This window comes from Streptomyces sp. NBC_00258 (genome assembly GCF_036182465.1).
Lineage (GTDB): Bacteria > Actinomycetota > Actinomycetes > Streptomycetales > Streptomycetaceae > Streptomyces.
Genome location: NZ_CP108081.1, coordinates 676,153 through 694,051, shown reverse-complemented (window position 1 = coordinate 694,051; position 17,899 = coordinate 676,153). Strand labels below are relative to the sequence as shown.

20 protein-coding genes and 1 pseudogene are annotated in these 17,899 nt (G+C 67.6%); 13 read left to right on the top strand and 8 right to left on the bottom strand.

Annotated elements, in window-relative coordinates; genetic code table 11:
• Window positions 1–57 precede the first annotated feature (57 nt).
• Window positions 58–2,004 (top strand): primary-amine oxidase, encoded by a 1,947-nt coding sequence (locus OG718_RS03145; RefSeq protein WP_328843131.1) that lies wholly within the window; start codon window positions 58–60, stop codon window positions 2,002–2,004.
• A gap of 88 nt (window positions 2,005–2,092) precedes the next feature.
• Here the strand turns inward: OG718_RS03145 and OG718_RS03140 are convergent, their stop codons facing one another.
• The gene (locus OG718_RS03140; RefSeq protein WP_328843130.1) at window positions 2,093–2,800 is read right to left on the bottom strand and encodes an IclR family transcriptional regulator; all 708 of its coding nucleotides are present in this window, start codon (window positions 2,798–2,800) and stop codon (window positions 2,093–2,095) included.
• A 142-nt stretch (window positions 2,801–2,942) separates the two neighbouring features.
• Here OG718_RS03140 and OG718_RS03135 point away from each other — a divergent pair, with 142 nt between their 5' ends.
• Complete coding sequence (locus OG718_RS03135; RefSeq protein ID WP_328843129.1) at window positions 2,943–4,442, top strand: aldehyde dehydrogenase family protein; 1,500 nt, start codon at window positions 2,943–2,945, stop codon at window positions 4,440–4,442.
• 60 nt (window positions 4,443–4,502) lie between these two features.
• On the top strand, window positions 4,503–5,138 hold the full coding sequence (gene wrbA / locus OG718_RS03130) for an NAD(P)H:quinone oxidoreductase (protein ID WP_328843128.1): 636 nt from the start codon (window positions 4,503–4,505) through the stop codon (window positions 5,136–5,138).
• Window positions 5,139–5,806: 668 nt separating this feature from the next.
• Here the strand turns inward: wrbA and OG718_RS03125 are convergent.
• On the bottom strand, window positions 5,807–6,217 hold the full coding sequence (locus OG718_RS03125; protein WP_443054877.1) for an ATP-binding protein: 411 nt from the start codon (window positions 6,215–6,217) through the stop codon (window positions 5,807–5,809).
• 147 nt (window positions 6,218–6,364) lie between these two features.
• Here OG718_RS03125 and OG718_RS03120 point away from each other — a divergent pair.
• Window positions 6,365–6,870, top strand: a pseudogene (locus OG718_RS03120) (HNH endonuclease family protein); the annotation flags it as partial.
• 212 nt (window positions 6,871–7,082) lie between these two features.
• Here OG718_RS03120 and OG718_RS03115 read toward each other — a convergent pair.
• Entirely contained in the window at window positions 7,083–7,310 is a 228-nt protein-coding gene (locus tag OG718_RS03115) for a hypothetical protein (RefSeq protein WP_328843127.1), read from the bottom strand.
• Window positions 7,311–7,561: 251 nt separating this feature from the next.
• Between OG718_RS03115 and OG718_RS03110 the strand changes: the two genes are divergently transcribed.
• The gene (locus OG718_RS03110; RefSeq protein WP_328843126.1) at window positions 7,562–8,035 is read left to right on the top strand and encodes an excalibur calcium-binding domain-containing protein; all 474 of its coding nucleotides are present in this window, start codon (window positions 7,562–7,564) and stop codon (window positions 8,033–8,035) included.
• A 128-nt stretch (window positions 8,036–8,163) separates the two neighbouring features.
• Here OG718_RS03110 and OG718_RS03105 read toward each other — a convergent pair whose 3' ends face one another.
• Both OG718_RS03105 and OG718_RS03100 read right to left on the bottom strand, forming a co-directional pair.
• Window positions 8,164–8,433, bottom strand: a complete 270-nt coding sequence (locus OG718_RS03105; RefSeq protein ID WP_328843125.1) for a hypothetical protein — start codon at window positions 8,431–8,433, stop codon at window positions 8,164–8,166.
• Window positions 8,434–8,518: 85 nt separating this feature from the next.
• The gene (locus OG718_RS03100) at window positions 8,519–9,010 is read right to left on the bottom strand and encodes a peptidoglycan-binding domain-containing protein (protein WP_306935016.1); all 492 of its coding nucleotides are present in this window, start codon (window positions 9,008–9,010) and stop codon (window positions 8,519–8,521) included.
• Window positions 9,011–9,432: 422 nt separating this feature from the next.
• Between OG718_RS03100 and OG718_RS03095 the strand changes: the two genes are divergently transcribed.
• The 5 genes from OG718_RS03095 to OG718_RS03075 all read left to right on the top strand — a co-directional run bounded on the left by OG718_RS03095 (window position 9,433) and on the right by OG718_RS03075 (window position 13,627).
• Entirely contained in the window at window positions 9,433–10,119 is a 687-nt protein-coding gene (locus OG718_RS03095; RefSeq protein ID WP_328843124.1) for a response regulator transcription factor, read from the top strand.
• Between the two features lie 104 nt (window positions 10,120–10,223).
• Window positions 10,224–11,570, top strand: a complete 1,347-nt coding sequence (locus tag OG718_RS03090; protein WP_328843123.1) for a sensor histidine kinase — start codon at window positions 10,224–10,226, stop codon at window positions 11,568–11,570.
• 113 nt (window positions 11,571–11,683) lie between these two features.
• On the top strand, window positions 11,684–12,085 hold the full coding sequence (locus OG718_RS03085) for a hypothetical protein (RefSeq protein ID WP_328843122.1): 402 nt from the start codon (window positions 11,684–11,686) through the stop codon (window positions 12,083–12,085).
• Window positions 12,086–12,105: 20 nt separating this feature from the next.
• Window positions 12,106–13,377: an IS256 family transposase gene (locus OG718_RS03080; protein WP_443055318.1), complete on the top strand. Its 1,272-nt coding sequence runs from the start codon at window positions 12,106–12,108 to the stop codon at window positions 13,375–13,377.
• Between the two features lie 82 nt (window positions 13,378–13,459).
• Window positions 13,460–13,627 carry a hypothetical protein gene (locus OG718_RS03075; RefSeq protein WP_328843121.1) on the top strand — a complete coding sequence of 56 codons (168 nt, stop codon included), beginning with the start codon at window positions 13,460–13,462 and terminating at the stop codon, window positions 13,625–13,627.
• Window positions 13,628–13,695: 68 nt separating this feature from the next.
• Here OG718_RS03075 and OG718_RS03070 read toward each other — a convergent pair whose 3' ends face one another.
• From OG718_RS03070 to OG718_RS03060, 3 genes are all read right to left on the bottom strand, one after another.
• Entirely contained in the window at window positions 13,696–13,887 is a 192-nt protein-coding gene (locus OG718_RS03070) for a helix-turn-helix transcriptional regulator (RefSeq protein WP_328843120.1), read from the bottom strand.
• The gene (locus OG718_RS03065) at window positions 13,884–14,282 is read right to left on the bottom strand and encodes a hypothetical protein (protein WP_328843119.1); all 399 of its coding nucleotides are present in this window, start codon (window positions 14,280–14,282) and stop codon (window positions 13,884–13,886) included. Before OG718_RS03065 ends, OG718_RS03070 begins: the two co-directional genes overlap by 4 nt.
• 108 nt (window positions 14,283–14,390) lie before the next feature.
• Window positions 14,391–14,777 (bottom strand): hypothetical protein, encoded by a 387-nt coding sequence (locus OG718_RS03060; RefSeq protein WP_328843118.1) that lies wholly within the window; start codon window positions 14,775–14,777, stop codon window positions 14,391–14,393.
• A gap of 256 nt (window positions 14,778–15,033) precedes the next feature.
• On the opposite strand from OG718_RS03060, the gene OG718_RS03055 reads away from it, so the two are divergent.
• From OG718_RS03055 to OG718_RS03045, 3 genes are all read left to right on the top strand, one after another.
• A complete protein-coding gene (locus OG718_RS03055; RefSeq protein WP_328843117.1) occupies window positions 15,034–15,525 on the top strand; it encodes a hypothetical protein in 492 nt (163 codons plus the stop codon).
• A gap of 699 nt (window positions 15,526–16,224) precedes the next feature.
• On the top strand, window positions 16,225–17,544 hold the full coding sequence (locus tag OG718_RS03050) for a sensor histidine kinase (protein WP_328847669.1): 1,320 nt from the start codon (window positions 16,225–16,227) through the stop codon (window positions 17,542–17,544).
• A 110-nt stretch (window positions 17,545–17,654) separates the two neighbouring features.
• On the top strand, window positions 17,655–17,786 hold the full coding sequence (locus tag OG718_RS03045; RefSeq protein ID WP_328843116.1) for a hypothetical protein: 132 nt from the start codon (window positions 17,655–17,657) through the stop codon (window positions 17,784–17,786).
• Window positions 17,787–17,899: the final 113 nt, after the last annotated feature.

The following is a 17,899-nucleotide window of genomic DNA, read 5'->3' as shown; positions in this document are numbered from 1 at the left end:
AACCCGGACCACCACTCACCTCACCCTTCATCGCCCATGCCATCAGGAGGTAAGGCAGTGACCACCACCACGGCACACCCGTACGATCCGCTGACCGCCGAGGAAATAGAAATGGCCGTCGGTGTGGTGCGTACCAGTCACCCTCAGCGGGGGGCGATGAAATTCCCCCTGGTGCGTCTGGACCTCCCGGACAAGGAGCAGGTGCGGGCGTACGACCCCTCAAGCCCGATCCCCCGCGTGGCCTTCCTCGTCGTCCACGACCCTGAGGCCAGTGCCATGTTCGAGGCCCGGGTCGATCTCGCCGACGGCAGCCTGGTCTCCTTCAAGCACCTCCCGGGCCTGCAACCGCCGATCATGATCGACGAGTTGGTGGCGCTCGACGAGATCATCAAGAACGATCCGGCCGCGGTGGAGGCACTGATACGGCACGGGGTCGACGATCTCTCGCAGGTGCAGTTCGACCCCTGGTCGACCGGCACGTTGCCGATCGAGGGTGTGGACGCGCGACGACGCGTGATCCGGGCGACCGCGTACGTCCGCCACTTTACCGAGGACAACGGCTACGCCAGGCCCGTCGGGAACCTCGTCTTCGTCATCGACTGCGACGCCCGTTCGGTGGCGGCCATCCAGGAGGGGGATCCGCTGCCGCTTCCGCCGGAGAGCGGGAACTACGACCCGGCCAGTGTCGGTCCGTTGCGCGACGACCTCCGGCCCATCGAGATCACCCAGCCCGAAGGACCCTCCTTCACGGTGTCCGGCAATGTGATCGAGTGGCAGCGGTGGCGGCTGCACGCCCACATCGACGTGGTGGAGGGACTCGTCATCAGCGATGTCTCCTACCAGGACGACGGGCGCCGGCGCCCGATCCTGCACCGGGCCGGCATCAGCGAGATGGTGGTGCCATACGGCGACACCAGCGACGACTTCTACTTCCGGAACGTCTTCGACGCGGGTGAGTACTGCCTGGGAAAGACCGTCGGTTCGCTCAGTCTCGGGTGCGACTGCCTCGGCGAGATCAGGTACCTCGACGCGGTGCTCTCCGACGAGTCGGGCATCCCGCACACCGTCACCAATGCCATCTGCCTGCACGAGGAGGACTACGGAATCCTCTGGAAGCACTGGGACTTCCGCTATGTCCAGCAGGCGGAGGTCAGGCGTTCCCGGCGGCTCGTCGTGTCGTCGATCCACACGATCGGCAACTACGAGTACGGCTTCTTCTGGTACTTCTACCTCGACGGGACAATCCAGTTCGAGGCTAAGCTGACCGGCATCGTCCAGACGCGGGCCGTGGCTCCCGGCGAGAAGCCCGCCTACGGATCGCTCGTGGCGCCCCAGTTGGACGCGCCGAACCACCAGCACCTGTTCAACATGCGCCTGGACATGGAGGTCGACGGGCCGCGCAACACGGTCGCGGAGGTCGACGCGGTCGGTCTTCCGATGGGGCCGGACAACCCGTACGGGAACGCGATCGTCGCCCGCCGCACGGAGATCACCAACGAACGTGACGGCCGCAGGATGTGCGACCCGCTCACCGCCCGCACCTGGAAGATCACCAATCCCGGTGTGCGCAACCGCTTCGGCGAGCCCGTCGCGTACAAGCTGGTCCCCTTCGTGGGTCCGACGCTGCTCGCCGCTCCCGAGAGCGATCTGGCGCGACGCGCCGAGTTCGCGCGGGCTCATCTGTGGGTGACCCGGTACAGCCCGGACGAACAGCATGCGGCCGGCGACTACCCCAACCAGCACCCCGGGGACGGGATCGGCCAGTGGATCGAGCAGGAGCGCGACCTGGTCGACACCGACGTGGTGCTCTGGCACACCTTCGGCACCTCGCATCTGCCAAGGCCTGAGGACTGGCCCATCATGCCGTGCGACTACGTCGGATTCGCCTTGAAGCCGGTCGGATTCTTCGACCGTAACCCCTCGTTGGACGTACCGCCCCCGTCCGGGCACGGTGCGAACCACTGCCACGCCGCACCGCAGACGGGTGACCGGGCCGACGAGTGACCCGTGCCGGGTCCGCATGCGTACATCGGACGCGTGTGGGCCCGGAGCTGTCCCGCTGGGAGTCGCACCGGCGGGACAGCAGCGGAGGCTATCCCTTCACCGACTCCGGGCCGGCCACCCCGACCAGCTGTGTCGCGGCCGTTCGGGCGGCCTCCGTCACCAGGTGCGGGACCTGTTCGTCGACGAGCTTGAGACCGATTTGGACCACTCCCAGGCTCGCTGTCGACCAGTCCGAGACCTGGATGGGGGCGGCGATGCCGATCGCGCCCTCCTGGATCGAGCCCACGCTGACGGCGTGGCCGCGACGACGCGCCTCGCGGACGGCGGCGGTGTCCTCGTCGCTCTCCGGCCTGCCGGCGAGGATGGCTATCCCGTCCGCGCCGACGGTCAGGGCGTGCCGGGCGCCTTCTCGCATGGCGAGGTGCATGGTGGAGTTCGGTGGTTCCGCCGTCAGCAGGATCAGGGCTTGGTCGCCGTCGGCGACGCTCAACAGCGCCGTGCTGTTGGTCCGTTCGCTGAGTCGGCGCAGGATCGGCAGGACGGTGGACTGCAGCCGTGGTTTGAGCTGCCCGGCCAGTTCGGCCACGCCGAACCCGAGGATGTACCGCGTGCCGATACGGGCGACGAGGCTGTGCGCCTCCAGCGTGCGCAGCAGACGGTAGACGGCCGCCCGGGCGACGCTCAGCCGCTCGGCGAGTTCTGCCGCCGTGAGACCGTCGGCGTTTCGTGCGAGCAGTGACAACACCGTCAGCCCGCGGTCAAGAGTCAGGGACGTTTCCCCGCCGGTCGCCGCCACGATTTTCTCTCGCCTCCTGCCCTGTCGTGCCGCACATCATGTCACGGCGGCCGGAACGGTCGTATGCCGCCGACCCCTTGACCGGCGTCACCCTCATCTCTAAGGTTTCGAATATCGTCCACATAGAACGGTAATCGTACTCATGCTAACACGCGCAGAAGCCGAACGGCTGGTCAGCACGGTTCCGACGGAGCCCTACTTCGCGGGGCGATGGGACAGCAGTCAGAGCATCGACACCTTCGACGTGATCGACCCGGTGACCGAACGACGGCTCACGACCGTGGCCGCGGCCGGAGCCCGGGAAGTGGACAAAGCCGTGTCCCACGCACGGTCGGCTCTGGACGAGGGGGCGTGGGGGAGGACGGACGGGAGTGCCAGGGTGCTGCTGCTGCACCGCCTGGCCGATCTGATCGAGGCGCGGAGCGAGGAGTTCGCGGTCCTGGAGTCGCTGGACATCGGCAAGCCCGGCTTCGAGCCGCGGGCGATCGACCTGCCCCAGACGATCCAGGCCTTCCGCTACTTCGCGGGCTGGGCCGACAAGGTGGAGGGCCGCTCGGTCCCGACCGGCTCGTACATGGGCCGACCCACGCACAGCTACACCGTGCGCGAGCCGGTGGGCGTGGTCGCGGCCATCACGCCCTGGAACTCGCCGACCATGATCGGGGCCTGGAAGATCGCCCCTGCGCTCGCCGCGGGCTGTGCCGTCGTCCTCAAGCCCCCGGAGGACGCGCCCCTCACCTCGCTCCTCCTCGCGTCGCTGATCGAGGAAGCAGGTTTCCCGGCCGGGGCGTTCAGCGTGCTTCCCGGGCTCGGAGCCGTGACGGGCCAGGCGCTCGTCGATCACCTGGGGGTGGACAAGATCTCGTTCACCGGAAGCCCGGAGACGGGATACAAGGTGGCCGTGGCGGCCGCGAAGGGCTTCCGCCGTACGACCCTGGAACTCGGCGGCAAGAGCCCCCAGATCGTCTTCGCGGACGCGGACCTGGACGACGCGGTGCAGGGCGTGGCGGCCGGAATCTTCGCGAATCAGGGAGAGGTGTGTGCCGCGGGCAGCCGCATTTTGGTCGCCCGTTCCGTGTACGACGAGTTCGTTGAGCGGCTGGTGGCGCGAGCGCGTGACATCAAGGTCGGCGACCCGTTCGACGAGGGCACCACGATGGGCGCGTTGATCAACGCACGGCAACTGGAGCGGGTTTCCGGTTACGTCGCGGCGGGAGTCGACGACGGCGCCCGTCTGATCGCCGGGGGCGGACGACCGGACGGCAAGGGATTCTTCGTCGAACCGACGTTGTTCGGCGAGGTCGACAACACCATGACCATCGCCCGGCGGGAGATCTTCGGGCCCGTGGGCGCGGTCATCCCGTTCGAGTCGGAATCCGACGCGGTCACGATCGCCAACGACAGCGAGTACGCGCTGGCCGCCACCTTGTGGACCTCGGACGTCAGCAGGGCACACGCGCTTGCCGGCCGAGTGAAGGCCGGCGCCGTCGCGATCAACGGCTGGGCGCCGCTCGACCCCCGCCTGCCGTGGGGCGGTTCCAAGCTCAGCGGCCAGGGACGGGAACTCGGCTGGGCCGGTATCGAGGCGAACACCGAGGAGAAGGCGATCACTGCCGTCCTCTCGTACACACCGACCAAGTGAACAGGCGCCCCTGAGCGCCTTCATCGTGATCGAGCATCAGACATCTGGGAGTGGTTTTCCGTGTCAGCACATGTGTTGGTCGTCTACTACAGCGCGACCGGGTCCGTGCATCGGCTCGCGCAGGCGGTGACCGAGGGCGCCGAGTCCGCTGGCGCCGAGGTCCGGCTGCGCAGGGTCGCCGAACTCGCCCCCGCCGAGGCGATAGCCGCCAACCCCGACTGGGGCAGGCATCGCGAGGAGACCGAGTCGACCGTCGAGGTCGCCGAACTCGCCGATCTGGAGTGGGCCGACGGATACGCCTTCGGCACACCGACGCGTTACGGCGCTCCGGCGGCCCAGCTGAAGCAGTTCATCGACTCCGCCGGAGGCCTCTGGCAGGCGGGGAAGCTGGCGGACAAGCCGGTGACGACCTTCGTCTCCTCGGCCGAGCAGCACGGCGGCCAGGAGTCGACGATCCTCTCGCTGAACAACGTCTTCTACCACTGGGGCTCGGTCATCGTCCCTCTTGGCTACACGGACGACATCGTCTACGCCGCCGGCGGCAACCCCTACGGGACGTCGTGGCCCGCGGGATTCCCCTCGAACGCCCCCGACGAGGTCACGCTGGACTGCGCCCGTTTCCAGGGAGCCCGGCTGGCGCGGTTCACGGCGCTGCTCGCGGCGGACAGGGCGCAGGTGCCCGCCGAACAGGGCTGAGCGGGCAGCCGGGACGCGGCGACCGTCGTACCGGTCGCGTAGCGCCCGCCGTGAACCGACCCGGACCGCGCCCGCGAGTCGATGCCGACTACTCCCCCCGGGCGCGGCGGCCCCGTCGCGGATCTCTCGTCCGCGACGGGGTCTGCCCGTCCGTCACACGGAGCCGACGTCCGTGTGACGGACGGCGAGCCTTGCGCAGACCTCGGGCCGCTTGCGGCGGATCCGCATCGCGAGGACCGCGCTCGATCGCGAAGACGATCGAGCGCGGTGAGCGTCCAGTTGACGGCGGGCTGGGCGCCGGTCAAGACCTTGAGGCGGCTGCGGACCGGCCCTGTGACCACGGCCAGGAGGAGCGCGGCGGTCGCGGATGCGGCAACCGTGTGCAGGCGCCCCGCCCCGCCGACACCGGCGTTGCGTACGGTCACGCTTTTCCGAAGTGGACGGCCTGCCACAGGAGTTCCTGCCCGCGCCACGCCGCGGCTTCGCGTCGAGTCGGCCCAGGTGGGCGCCTCCGGCCCGAGCGCACCGATCCTGTCACCCATGGCGGCGAGTACGTCGAGTGCCGGGCATTCGGCGGTTCCACGGGTCATGCGCTGGAGAACTTCCCTACGGGGCGGACAGACGCTACCTAAAATGCACGATTTCCTCTGAAGTGACTGTGGTGCCCGTCACATCAGGCGACCTGCCGGGTGCTCGCCGGGATCGTCGGCCAGTACGACCGTGGCCTTCACCCGCTTGCCGACCGGCTCGCGCCGCGCCTCGAAGCTGCGGCACACTGCCATCGCGATCTCCAGGCCATGCTGCCCGACCCGTCCCGGGTCGGCCGGACGGGCCGCGGGCAGCGTCGGATCGGTGTCCCACACGCTGATCTCCACGGCGCCGCCGCTGACCTCCAGGTCCAGCGGGCACGGCCCGGGCGCGTATTTGTGGGCGTTGGTCACCAGCTCGCTGACGACCAGCTGCACCAGGCCCATCGCACGCTCCGACACCGGGATTCCGTGAACGGCCTGCACCGCGGTCATGAAATTGCGGGCAAAGTGCCGGGCCGCGGCGATCGGCTCGCTGCCGTGCAGGGTCACGGCGGACAGGATCGGGCGGCTGACCAGCGACTCATATTCGTCTGCGTTCCTCACTGAGCCACACCGCCACCCTCGTCCTGAGCAACCCGGTTAACGACCCCGGATACCCGCGAACCGGCACCACACACCAGGACCAAAGGCGGGAGCTCCTTCAAGCATCGGAACGCCGGCACCAACCCGCCGACGGCTGCAACACCCGTGCAGAGGTGCTGCTTTCAGAAGCCGTCGACGCCCCGGAGGTCGGCTCGGGCTGTCGGCTGACGGGTGGCCGCTGGTGGTCTACTACGACGCGGACCTGAGTGACGGGCGCGTCCGGCCTGGACATCGACCACATGGTGCCGCTCGCGGAAGCCTGGGACAGCGGCGCCTCCACCTGGACGCGGCAGCGCCGCGAGGCGTATGCCAACGACCAGGATGCCGAGACGTCCCTGGTCGCCGTCACCGCCCGCTCCAACCGCAGCAAGAGCGACCAGGACCCGGCCGATTGGATGCCGCCCGCCCTCGACGACGCGGTGCGCTGTCAGTACGCCGCGGAGTGGGTGGGTACGAAGCTGCGTTGGGGCCTGGCCGCGGACGACACCGAACTTGCGGCCCTGCGGGACATCGCTCTGGGCTGTCCGCTCGAGTCTGTGACGTACGAGCCCGCCGGATAGCCCCCCGGGCGGGCAGAGCGCGGCTGGCTGGGTGGGGGAGGCCAGCCGAAGCCGTGAGAGAGCGAGATGTTGGGTCCGGGCCAGCTCCGTCAACATGGCACGGACCCACACCAAACCTAATTCGTTGCTAACGGATCCAGCACCACGGGGTGGCCCTCTGGTTCCGTTGGAAGAAGTCGCGCCGACCGCCGCATGAGGCGAAGGCCCGCCTTTCACTCGGGGATGACCAGGCCGTACTCGCGCAGCTGAGGCAAACAGACCTCCAAGCAGGCATCCACGGAGATGGCGTCCGTGCGCACCAAGAGGTCCTCATGAAATGGGGCTCCGGTCGCGACGAACGTCCATGGCCTTGCGCCCTCGCGCATGCGCTCGGCATCAGCTTTGAACAGGACCGTGACCCCCTGCTCGGCCAGCGACTCCATGACACGCACCACGTCCACCGAGACTCCCTTGCGCCCGTAATCGAACAACAAGCAAAGCTACAGAGGCATCAGCGCCGCGTACTTGACGACTTGGACCCGTGAGGCGTCTACCCGGCTTCCCAGTAGGACATCCCGGAGTCCTCGATGCGCCATCTCATGACGTTGGTGGCTTCGCGACCCCCAGCTCCAAGCCTTCTTGGCCGCAATCCCCCAACCGGTGAACCTGGGCAGTACCGTCATCCCACTCGAACTGACCTCGGGGGGACGAAATGACCAGCCCGTACACCACACCGCAGATGCCGCAGCCCACCAGACCCGCTCCCAAGTGGGCGCGGAAACGGTACGTGCTCCCCGCGATCGGGCTCGCTTTCGTCCTCGGAGGCATCGGCGCCAGAGCTGGCGATCCGCAGGCGGCCGACGCGAAGACCACCACGGCCAAGCCCGGGCCCACCGTCACAGCGACCGCCACAGCAACCGAAACGGCGAAAGCCAAAGCCGAGGCGGCTCCGACCGTCACCGCCACAGCAACGGTGAAAGTGAAGGTCACCAAGACCGTCGCCGCGCCCGCAGCAGACGACAACGCCGACGAGAGCAGCGGGGGCACCACCGGCGGCGGCAGCGACGTCTACTACGCGAACTGCGCAGAAGCCCGCGCCGCCGGAGCCGCACCCATCCACCGCGGCGAACCCGGCTACGGCAGCCACCTCGACCGCGACGGAGATGGCACCGGCTGCGACAGCTGACAGTTGGCAGGCCCGCGCCCACACATCCCAGGAGACGGCAGAGGAGGAGTACGGCGAGGACGCCCCGGCCTACCGCATGATGACCGCCGACACCAGCCTCTCCACGGTTCTGCGGATCCTCAGCAGGCTCAGCCATGCCCCCCCGGCGCCGGCACACACCGACGGCGCAGGCGGTCATCGAGTTCGTCGCCGCCGCCGTCGCCCTCGGCTACGACCGCCACCCCGACCTCGAGATCCCCGTGCCCGGGCCGTACTTCGCCGAACAGCTGGAGACCGTCATCGCCGCGGCGGCCTCCGGGATGGACGCTCCCGTGCGCGGAGACACCGTGCCCGCCGGGGACCTCCATGCCTGCGCGCTCCAGCCTGGCCGCCTCGGCCAGGGCCTCGGCGTGGACCAAGCCGGGGTCGCCCGGGTTGGCCCTCGGCCTACGTACGACAGGCAGTGTGTCCGCACGGCGGGCCGCCGTGCGGACACGTCATGGACTATCGCCGGTAGCAGAAGCCCGTGTGGCTGCCGTTGTTGGAGTGGTCGTATGCCTGAAAGTAGAAGTAGGAGCTGGTCTTGGGGCCGAAACGGCCGTCTACGTCCAGCACGTGGCTGCCCCAGATCTGGTTGATCTGCGTCTGGGCGTTCTTTACCGCCTGCTGGGTGGCGGGGCCGAAGTCCCAGTCCTCCGCGATGTTCTGGCCGAAGCAGGCGTTCAGGCTCTCCTGTACGACCAGTACGGGGAGGCTGTGCATCCCCCGGACCACGACGCAGTTGTAGTTTCCTGAGCCCACCGACGGCACATGGAGGTACCAGTCGCCACCAACACTCACGTTGGTGATGCCGGTGCACGCGACCTCGGCGGCAACCGTTTTGGACGCAACCTGCGCCGACGCCGTGCCGGGGCTGCCCACCACCAGCCCCGCCGGGACGGCGAGCGCCGCCACCGCTGCCAACGAAGCCAGGCTTGCCCGTCGTGTTGTTCGCATAGATTCCCTCTCCTTGTTCTGTGGGACGGTTTCGTGTTCTGGCGCTGCACTTGAGGTGGAACAGGCGTCGGAGAAGAGGACGAGAGCGGGAACCCGTCCGAACAGGGCGCTGCTTCGCAGGGTCTGATCGACCATCACGTCCCACTCCAGCTCCGCCGGCCTCTCTGTGGCCCACGGACCCCCTGCCGGGATCTCTCCCCGTAGCAGCCGACGCCGGTAATTCGCCCGGCCCGGCCTCCCTCCTGGGTCTTCCCCCTGGGTCCCGGGCTTTCGGAACCCCACTTCCCCCCTCGTCCCGAATCCGTGGATCCCCCTCCTCGGCGGGCCGTGAAAAGACAGTGGCATGACAGGACTGTGGGGAACCTGAAGGTTCCTGAAGGCCCTTCAGGTTCCCCACAGGACCGAGCGGTCATGCTGGGGGCATGCGGATACTGGTGGTCGAGGACGACCGGCGGTTGGCGGAGCTACTGTGCCGGGGCCTGGTCGGCGAGGGGTACGCCGTCGATATGGCCCATGACGGTCCACGCGGCCTGGAGCTGGCGCTGGAGAACGAATACGACGTGCTCGTACTGGACGTGATGCTGCCTCATCTGAACGGCTTGCGGCTGTGCGCACAACTGCGTCAGGAGGGGGTGTGGACGCCAGTGCTGATGCTCACCGCCAAGGATGGCGAGTACGACCAGGCCGAGGGCCTGGACACCGGCGCGGACGACTACGTCACCAAGCCGTTTTCCTTTGTCGCGCTCGCAGCTCGACTGCGCGCCCTGATCCGCCGAGGCCGCCCCGAGCGACCCAGCGTGGTCCGGATCGGAGACCTGGAAATCGACCCGGCCGGCCGCCACTGTCGACGCGGTGGCCGCGAGATGGCGCTGACCGCCCGTGAGTTCGCCGTTCTGGAGTATCTGGCCAGCCGCAAGGGCGAGACGGTGTCCAAGTGCGAGGTCCTCGAACATGTCTGGGACGACCGTTTTGACGGCGACGTCAACATCGTCGAGGTCTACATCAGCGCCCTGCGCCGCAAACTCGACACTCCCTTCCAGCAGCGCTCGATCCGCACCGTCCGGGGCGCCGGCTACCGCCTGGACGCCAGCGAAAGCACACCACAATGAAACGGATACGCCTGACGCCCCTGCTGCGTCGGCTGTGCCCCGCCACCATCCGACGGATACGCCTGATGTCTATGCCGCGTCGGCTGTACCCCGCCACCATCCGCATGAGGCTGACCCTCCTGGCCGCAGTGATCGCTGCGGTACCCCTAGCCGCGGCCGCCACCGGCACGGCGCTTGCGGCACGGGCCTCGATCCTCCAGGACGGCCAGCGGCGCAGCGCAGACCCCGAACACTGGCTGCGCATAGAGGTGAAGCGCGATCAAGCGACCAACAACCGCAAACGAATACCGCAATGCCGCTCCACCTCACACACCCCCCAGGGCCATCCGCGAATCAGTTTCTGCAGGAAGCCCTACGACTTGAGTTCCAGCCAGCCCGGACCGTCTGGTCGCGACGCGATGTACGACGCCCTCAGCAACCAGGGAGCGCTGTCCCTCGCCCCCTGGGCTCCTCCGGCACCCATACAACGGCCCAACGCCTATTTTGAATTTCCCGGCTACGTCGTGCTGGTCTATTCGCTCGAAGCCGAACAGGCCCAGCTGAACACCATCGTGTGGTCCCTGGCCGGCGGAACACTGGCACTCATAACCCTGATCGCGGGCAGCACATGGTTCGCGGTCGGCCGGGCGCTGCGCCCGGTCGAGGCCATCCGTGCCGAGTTCGCCGAACTCAGCGCCCATCATCTCGACCGGCGCGTTCCCGTTCCCCGAGCGGGCAACGAAATCGCGCGTCTCGCCACAACGATGAACACCACCCTGAACCGGCTACAGACCGCCGTCGACCGGCAGCGGCAGTTCACCGCAGATGCCTCGCACGAACTGCGCACTCCGCTCGCCTGCCTGCGCACCGAACTCGAGCTTGCCCTCAACCGGCCTGATGCCGCCGACTGGCCCCAGGTCGTCCACGCGGCCCACGAAGACACCATCCGCGTACAGGAACTGACCGAGGACCTGCTGCTTCTGGCCCGCCTCGACGCCGAGCACGGCGACCGGCAACCGCGGCGAACCGTCGACCTCACCGACGTCGTACGGGAGGAAACTGTCCGTCGCCGACCGCCGAACGGCATCGATATCGACCTACACACCGGGCCCGGCCCTGTCGCCGTGCAGGGCCACCCGGCTCTGTTGGCCCGCGTCATCGGCAATCTCCTCGACAATGCCGAACGCTACGCGACCAGCACCATTGCCGTCCGCCTGACCCACGACACCCACCACGGAGTAGCGGTTATCGGCGTCTTCGACGACGGCCCCGGCATCCCAACCGAAGACCACCAGCGGATCTTCGAACGCTTCACCCGCCTCGACGACGCCCGCGCGCAAGATACCGGTGGTGCCGGCCTCGGCCTGGCCATTGCCCAGCGCATCGCCACCGCCCACCGCGGCACCCTTGAGATCACTCCGAGTGCCCGTGGCGCGCATTTCGCTCTCCGCCTCCCCGCTCGCCTGCCCTGACGCGTGTCCGAGATGACGTGTCAGGATCAGGAACAGGCACTTACCTTGTCTTTTAACCAGGCGGCCGGTTCAGGCCCGGGCTGAGTGTCAGTGCTGGCGCGTAGGTTGAGCGGGTGAGCTGGGATGTATTCATCATGCGGTTTCCGCCCAAGGCCGAGGCGATGGACGAGATCCCCGAGGACTGGGAGCCGCCGAGCCTGGGCGCGGGCTGCGATGTTCGCGCTGTCCTTGCAGAGGTGTTGCCGGGCATCGAGTATTCGCAGAATGGATGGGGCGATTACGAGGGGCCCGGCTTCTCCATCAGCACCCCGGTCAACGAGGCTGACGACGCGCCGGTCGCTGGCGTCAGCCTCTTCATCCATGGCGATAGCGAAGTAGCAGCTCACGCTGCCCTCGCGGTCGCCGATGCGTTGAAAGCACGGGCCTTCGACACCGGGTCGGGAGACTTCTTCACCGCGGACTGGGTCTGTACGCTCACCGGTGTAATTGATGATCATGGAAGAGACATCAAGTGACTGACACCGTGACCGAGTTCGTGGCGGCTGCCGACCAGGTGGATCCGTTGCCGGAGGCCGCGACGGCCGAGCAGAAACTGATCGACCAGCTCGTCGAGCAGGCCCGCAGCAAGGGGCTGCAGCTGACCGGCGAGGGAGGATTGCTGCAGCAGCTGACCAAGAAGGTTCTGGAATCCGCCCTGGAGGGCGAGATCACCGACCATCTCGGCTATGACAAGCACGACCCGGCAGGCAAGGACGGCGGCAACTCCCGTAACGGCACCCGGTCCAAGACGGTGCTGACGGACATCGGGCCGGTCGAGATCGGCGTGCCCCGCGACCGGGAGGGCTCCTTCGAGCCGGCCATCGTCAAGAAGCGGCAGCGCCGGCTGACCGGCGTGGACGAGATGGTGCTCTCACTGTCCGCGAAGGGCCTCACGCACGGGGAGATCTCCGCGCACCTGGCCGAGGTCTACGGCGCGGACGTGTCCAAGACGACCATCAGCACGATCACCGACAAGGTGATGGACGGCATGGCGGAATGGCAGAACCGGCCGCTCGACCGCGTCTACCCGGTCGTCTTCATTGACGCTATCAACGTCAAGATTCGCGATGGCCAAGTAGCGAACAGGCCGATCTACGTGGCCTTGGCGGTCACCGCCGAGGGACACCGCGACATCCTCGGCCTGTGGGCCGGTGACGGCGGCGAAGGCGCGAAACACTGGCTTCGAGTGCTCTCCGAGCTGAAGAACAGGGGCGTCGAAGACGTCCTCATGCTGGTCTGTGACGGGTTGAAGGGGCTGCCCGACGCGGTCGGCGAGGTCTGGCCGCGAACTGTGGTGCAAACGTGCGTGGTTCACCTGCTGCGGGCGTCATTCCGATACGCGGCCCGCCAGGACTGGGACAAGATTGCCAAGGCGCTCAAGCCCGTCTACACCGCGCCGACCGAGGACGCGGCCACGACACGGTTCCTGGAATTCGCCGAGACCTGGGGCAAGAAGTACCCGGCGATCGTCCGCCTCTGGGGGTCCAGCTGGCCAGAATTCACACCTTTCCTGCAGTTTGATGCAGAAATACGCCGCATCGTCTGCACGACCCACAGCATCGAGAGCGTCAACGCCCGCATCCGCAAGGCCGTTCGCTCCCGCGGGCACTTCCCCACGGAGCAGGCCGCCCTCAAATGTGTCTACATGGCCGTCATGAGCCTCGACCCGACCGGCGCCGGCCGCAAACGCTGGACCATGCGCTGGAAGGGCGCCATGAACGCCTTCGACCTGGCCTTCGACGGCCGCCTCACCGCAGGCCAACTCTAGTCATACCAAGCCCAGTTACACCGCTCGCTTTACAGACCCGGAACTGGAGCGGTTCCCCCTGTCGAAGTGCGAAACGGGAGCATTGCTCGACCCGATCGGGCGGATCATGGAGACAGGAGACACAAGCCTGCAGCGTCGGCTGTTCGTCCGGGTCGAAAGCGCAGCACGAGAAGCTGGCCACGGCCCCACCCTGGATGCCTGGGGCGAGGACCTGTTGCTGATGCGTCCTGTTGTTGATGGCCAGTTGTGAGGAGGTCTGGACTCTGGCTTTCAGGGCATACCGTCATCACGCTGCTATTGGTCAGGAACGCTTTGAGTTCATTCGTGGAGGAAGAGCTCTTCGATCCTCAGGTCGAAGAGCTTGGCGAGACGGAAGGCGAGGGGAAGGCTCGGGTCGAACTTCCCTGTTTCGATGGAGTTGATTGTCTGCCTGGACACGCCCGTACGCTGAGCCAGGTCGGCCTGCGTCCAGCCCCGTTCGGCGCGAAGGTCGGTGATGCGGTTCTTCATCGGTATCGGATCTTGCCGACGACGAAGGCGATCATAAAGACGACTCCCATGAGCGCGGGGAGGACGGCGATATCGACGTCGTGGGCGACGAGACTGGCGTCGTCCGTAACGACGTAGGCGAATCCGAGGATCCACCCCACGCCGAGGGTGACCGCCAGCGCATCCTGCATGATCTTCCGTTGCAGTTCATCGAGCGCGCGGAGAAAGCGCGTGAAGGCGACGATCCAGCTGATGCCGACGGCGAGATTGACGGCGACGGCGGCCCAGCCCGCCACCCGCTGTGGCGGATCCCATAGGAGTTGCGGGCCGAACTTGGCCAGGGCGAGGGTCGCCGCCCAGGCGAATGTCCAGAGCACGAGCCGAGCGCTCGCCTTGATCTCGTTATGCGCTTGCAAGGGTGCCACCCCCCGGTGCGATGTCAAGGACACTTGACACGCTACGAGGCGCCGCACCTTGGTGTCAAGTGTGCTTGACACCAAGTGCCGTCTGGTCAGCCATACTGATCAGAAGCGTCTTGGGCTCACTCGTCGAAGATGTAGCGGACGTGCGGGGCTTTGAACCAGCCGGTGACGACGTGGGGGCGATCCCGCCGGCAACCGGTGCTCCTCGATCTGCGCCTCGCCCGCGTCCGCTTCCGCCCCGGCGACCGAGACCGTCTCGTCACCGGACAGGATCTCGGCCACCGTCTCCCGCGTGATCTGCAGCCAGGACAACACGTCCTCCCGCTCAGCGAGACGCCTGGTCAACTTCGCAAGCTGGGTCCGTAGTTCGGCAATGTCCTCCCGCGCGGCAGCCTCCCGCCGATCGAGCTCCTCCAACCACGACACCATCGCCGCCTCCAAGACCACGTCCTGGGACACGGCGATACGCCGTCCGACGACGAACGGCAACGGCACACGGCATCACCAGCTCACCGCAGAAGCGCCGCACCCAAGCTTGTTGCGGCGGTCTTCGGTAGGGACCGGCAAGCCGCCTTGACCGATCTCGTCGACCATGCCGACCCCGGGCTGCTGCCCGATTGCTGAGGGTCGGCCGACGTCAAAGAATCCGCTGGTCAGCACTCTCGCCGTCCCCCAGACTCGGAGGTGTGGGAGGGGCGCTCGGTGATCGGCGCAGGGAACCCGAGACTGGAGGAGGGGAATGAGGATGGCCCACCTGCGTCTCGCCTGGGTCCTGTCCGGACGTGGTTGGGCCGACTGCATCGTCGGTGACCAGCAGACAGATGCGGAAGTCACGGCCTCCTATATCACCGCTGCCCCCGAAGATCTCTTGGCGGCAGTAACACGTCTGATCGTCGGCGAGACCGAATGCCGAGCACAGTTCGAGGCCGAGCCCACCGCCTTCCGGTGGATCTTCTGCCGTGAAGGCACCGACGTGTGGATCCGCCTGCTCGAGCTGGCCCGCGGCAGTGACCACGACAACGCCGGGACCGAGATCTGGTCCACCCAGCAGCACATCGACGTCGTTGCCCGAGCAGTGATCCGTTGCTTCGACGAGGTCGTGAGCAAGTACGGCGAGAGCGCATACCGTGGCAAGTGGGGTGAGCACTTCCCTCGCACCGAGCTCGAAGTCCTCAGGACTGCGTGGCGCGACCATCGAGGCGACTGGGCAGCCTCTTGGTCACCATCGAACCCGTGAAGTTTCGCCAGCACTTGGCACGGGTTCGCTGGAACAAGTGTCAAGTGTGCTGTGCCGTGGGGCTTGTTGGGGGTGGTGCTGTTGTTCTTCTCGCTTTCGGTCAGGTCCTGGAAGAGCGTCTCGGCGTTGTGGTGGCCTGCGGCGAGGGTTCCGCTTTCCTGGCCCCGGTGGAGCCAGGGGAGACCGGAGCAGCGTTGAACGCTTGCGAGTGCTTCTGGGGTTGGGGTGTGGTTGGTGGGTTACTGCCGGCAGTGGTTGTTGTCGTGCTTGTGGGGGTCGGTGTGTGTGCGGCCGCCGGGTCCAGTGGTTCGTGTTTGCTGCGGTCCTCGTCGTGCTGGTCGGGGGTTTGAAGGGTTTGGGTTGGGTGGGGGTTGGTGGGGTGTGTACTGCGGGGGGAGTAGTGGTGGGGGTTGGTCTCCGTGGGGGGTAGTGGGTTTCTCGGTCGTGGGGACGAGGTGGTGGGCTGGGGTGGGGTGGAGGGTGGTGGTGTCGGTTTCCGCTCGGGGAGGAGCGGCCCGGGGTGTCCGCCGCCTCGCCGGCAGTGGAATCCGCTCTGGCCCGCCCTAGCAGGGCGCGGTGTGTGCGGGGTTGTGAGGCTAGGGCAAGGCTAGGGCGTCTCTTCTTTCCCCCGGGGAGGGGCGCCCTTCTTTGTTGGAGGATGGTGTGGTGGATTTCAAGGGTGGGTTTGTGGTGCCGGGGCTGGGGCCTGCCGCGGCGGCTCGTGGTGGGGGGCGGGTGGATGCGGGTCGTGTGGTGCGTCAGGATGCGGTGGCTGCGGTGGTGTTGGCGGCTGTGGCGGTGTTCCTTGCGTTGAATGTGCGGGCCCAGGGTGTTCAGCCCGATGCGGTTGGCTGGGTGTTGCTGGGGGGTGCGCATGTTCCGGCGGTGTGGCGGCGCCGGGCTCCGCTGGTGTCGTTTCTGGGGGTGGTTGCCTGTGCCGCTCCGTATCATGTGATGGGTTTCAATGAGGTCGCGCCGGTGCCGGTGGGTCTGCTCGGGTTGTTCACGGTTGCGTTGACGGGGCGGTTGTGGCGGTCGGCGGTGGTGTGCTCGGTGATTGTCGGGCTGCTGCTTGTGGCGAAGTTCAGCCAGGGGATGGCCGAGGGTGCGCAGGCGTTGCGGATTTCGGGCTGGATCGTCGCGGTTGTTTTGTGTGGTGTGTATGCCAGGGCGCACCGGCAGTATGTGGATTCGGTGATTGAGCGTGCTGAGCGGGCTGAGCGGACCCGTGAGGAGGAGGCGCGGCGGCGGGTGGCGGAGGAGCGGTTGCGGGTGGCGAGGGATCTGCATGATCTGCTGGCGCACAGCATCACGCTGGTGGGTGTTCAGACGTCGGTTGCTGCGCATGTTCTGAATGCTGATCCGGAGCGTCTGGACCGGGCGGCGGTGGCCAGGGCTTTGGATGATATTGCGGGTACGTGTCGTGCTGCGCGGGGTGAACTGCGTGCGACGCTGGAGGTGTTGAGGTCTTCGCCGGATGAGGCGCGTGGGCCGTTGCCTGGTGTGGAGGGGATCGGGGAGCTGGTGGCGGCGGCCCGTTCGTCGGGTGCCGGGGTGGTGGCCGCTGTGGAGGGTGGGGTGGCGGGTGTGCCGCCGGCGGTGGGTGCGGCGGCGTACCGGATTGTGCAGGAGGCGTTGACGAACGCGGTGCGGCACGGGGGGCCGGGGCTCGGGGTGGAGGTCACGGTCCGGGTGGGGGAGCAGGTTCTTGAGGTGTCGGTGGTGGACGACGGGTGTGCCACTGCCGGGCAGGTGCCTTCCGGTGGTGGGGGGTTTGGTCTGGTGGGGATGCGGGAGCGGGCGCGCAGTGTGCTGGGCACGCTGGAGGCGGGTCCCCGGGAGGGGGGCGGGTTCGCGGTGCGGGCGGTGCTGCCCCTGGACGGGGCGCGGCAGGCGGGGCCTGGCGGTGAGGCGCCGGAGCAGGCGGCCGGTGAGGCGCCGGAGGAGGCCGCCGGCGGGCTGGTGTTGCCGTCTCGTGCGCCGGCGGCGCGAGGGCCGGCTCTGGGAGAGGCCCGGTGACCTCGGTCCCTGTCCCTATTGGCCGACGGTCAGGCCCTGGTGCGTGCCGCGTCTGTGATGCTGGTGGAGTCGTACCTCGTTGGCCGCGGTCACTGGCCCTGGAGCCTTCTGTGCCCTCCCGGTGTGGGAGCGAAGACGCCTTCCGCTCGGACCTGGAGGACGCCGCCAAATCCGGTATGAACGAGGCGGTCCAGGTCCTGCGTGAGCATCCCGGGACCGCCGTACTGCGCGCCATCGGCTGATCACGCGCCTCTGGACCGCCGGGTATCGGGCGGCGCGCACTTCGATGGGCTGATACGGCGGGCTGCGCGGTGCCAGCGGTGGTGAAGGAGGCTCGGGACTCGGCCGAGCAGTG

What these genes read in the sequence shown, in the direction of transcription:
- OG718_RS03095 (WP_328843124.1), top strand. Translation starts at nt 9,433, where the DNA reads ATGCGGATACTGGTGGTCGAGGACGACCGGCGGTTGGCGGAGCTACTG.
- OG718_RS03070 (WP_328843120.1), bottom strand. Translation starts at nt 13,887, where the DNA reads ATGAAGAACCGCATCACCGACCTTCGCGCCGAACGGGGCTGGACGCAG.
- OG718_RS03110 (WP_328843126.1), top strand. Translation starts at nt 7,562, where the DNA reads ATGACCAGCCCGTACACCACACCGCAGATGCCGCAGCCCACCAGACCC.
- OG718_RS03100 (WP_306935016.1), bottom strand. Translation starts at nt 9,010, where the DNA reads ATGCGAACAACACGACGGGCAAGCCTGGCTTCGTTGGCAGCGGTGGCG.
- OG718_RS03135 (WP_328843129.1), top strand. Translation starts at nt 2,943, where the DNA reads ATGCTAACACGCGCAGAAGCCGAACGGCTGGTCAGCACGGTTCCGACG.
- OG718_RS03090 (WP_328843123.1), top strand. Translation starts at nt 10,224, where the DNA reads ATGAGGCTGACCCTCCTGGCCGCAGTGATCGCTGCGGTACCCCTAGCC.
- OG718_RS03055 (WP_328843117.1), top strand. Translation starts at nt 15,034, where the DNA reads ATGGCCCACCTGCGTCTCGCCTGGGTCCTGTCCGGACGTGGTTGGGCC.